The sequence below is a fragment of the Tepidimonas fonticaldi genome (assembly GCF_001675355.1).
GTDB lineage: Bacteria > Pseudomonadota > Gammaproteobacteria > Burkholderiales > Burkholderiaceae_C > Tepidimonas > Tepidimonas fonticaldi.
Map to the genome: position 1 here is coordinate 1 of NZ_LZDH01000037.1, position 878 is coordinate 878.

The 878-nt window shown below is 48.4% G+C and carries 1 protein-coding gene; it reads left to right on the forward strand.

Annotated features, from left to right (window positions below; all coding sequences use genetic code 11):
- Positions 1-878: 2-octaprenyl-6-methoxyphenyl hydroxylase (ubiH, locus tag A9O67_RS12975; protein WP_156682247.1), on the forward strand; the 878-nt coding region annotated here is incomplete at both ends.

Sequence of the window (878 nt, forward strand, 5' to 3'; positions counted from 1 at the left end):
GGCGGTATGGCGGGTGCAACATTAGCACTGGCGATATCATCCCTTAGCCAAGGAAAATCATCGGTTTCATTAATCGAGGCAGCTTTGCCTGATGGCAAACATCCGGGATTCGACGCACGTGCGATTGCGCTAGCTCACGGTACTTGCCAGTCGTTATCAAAAATAGGCGTTTGGCCTGCTTTAGCGGGTTGTGTGACCCCCATTAATCATGTTCATGTGTCCGATAGAGGCCATGCTGGTTTTGTGAATATCGCAGCCGATGAATATCATATCGAAGCTCTAGGCAATGTTATTGAACTGCACGAAGCTGGTGCCCGCCTATTTTCATTGTTACGTAAAGCCCCCGGTGTAACCCTTTATTGCCCTGCAAAAGTAGAAAATGTTTATCGTGAACAAGAGATTGTGACGGTCACCTTGGATAATGGAGATAAGGTGACAGGGGAATTACTGATTGCTGCGGATGGCAGCCATTCCGCGATGGGTAAAGCCTGCCATATGCAATGGCAACAGGACGATTATGGGCAAGTGGCTATTATCGCGAATGTGAAAACCGCCATAGACCCACAAGGCCAAGCCTTTGAACGCTTTACGGAATTTGGCCCATTAGCCTTGTTGCCAATGTCACAAGGCCGTAGTTCATTGGTTTGGTGTCATCAGCAAGAACAAGCTGACACAATCAGGTCTTGGGATGATGAGACATTCAAGGATAAATTACAGCAAGCATTCGGCTGGCGGCTAGGCGAAATCGTCATGGCCGGTAAGCGTCATTGTTATCCATTGGTATTACGTAAGGCGCTTAACCCTGTTAGTCATCGAGTCGTGTTAGTGGGGAACGCTGCTCAGACCCTGCATCCTATTGCGGGGCAAGGCTTTAATTT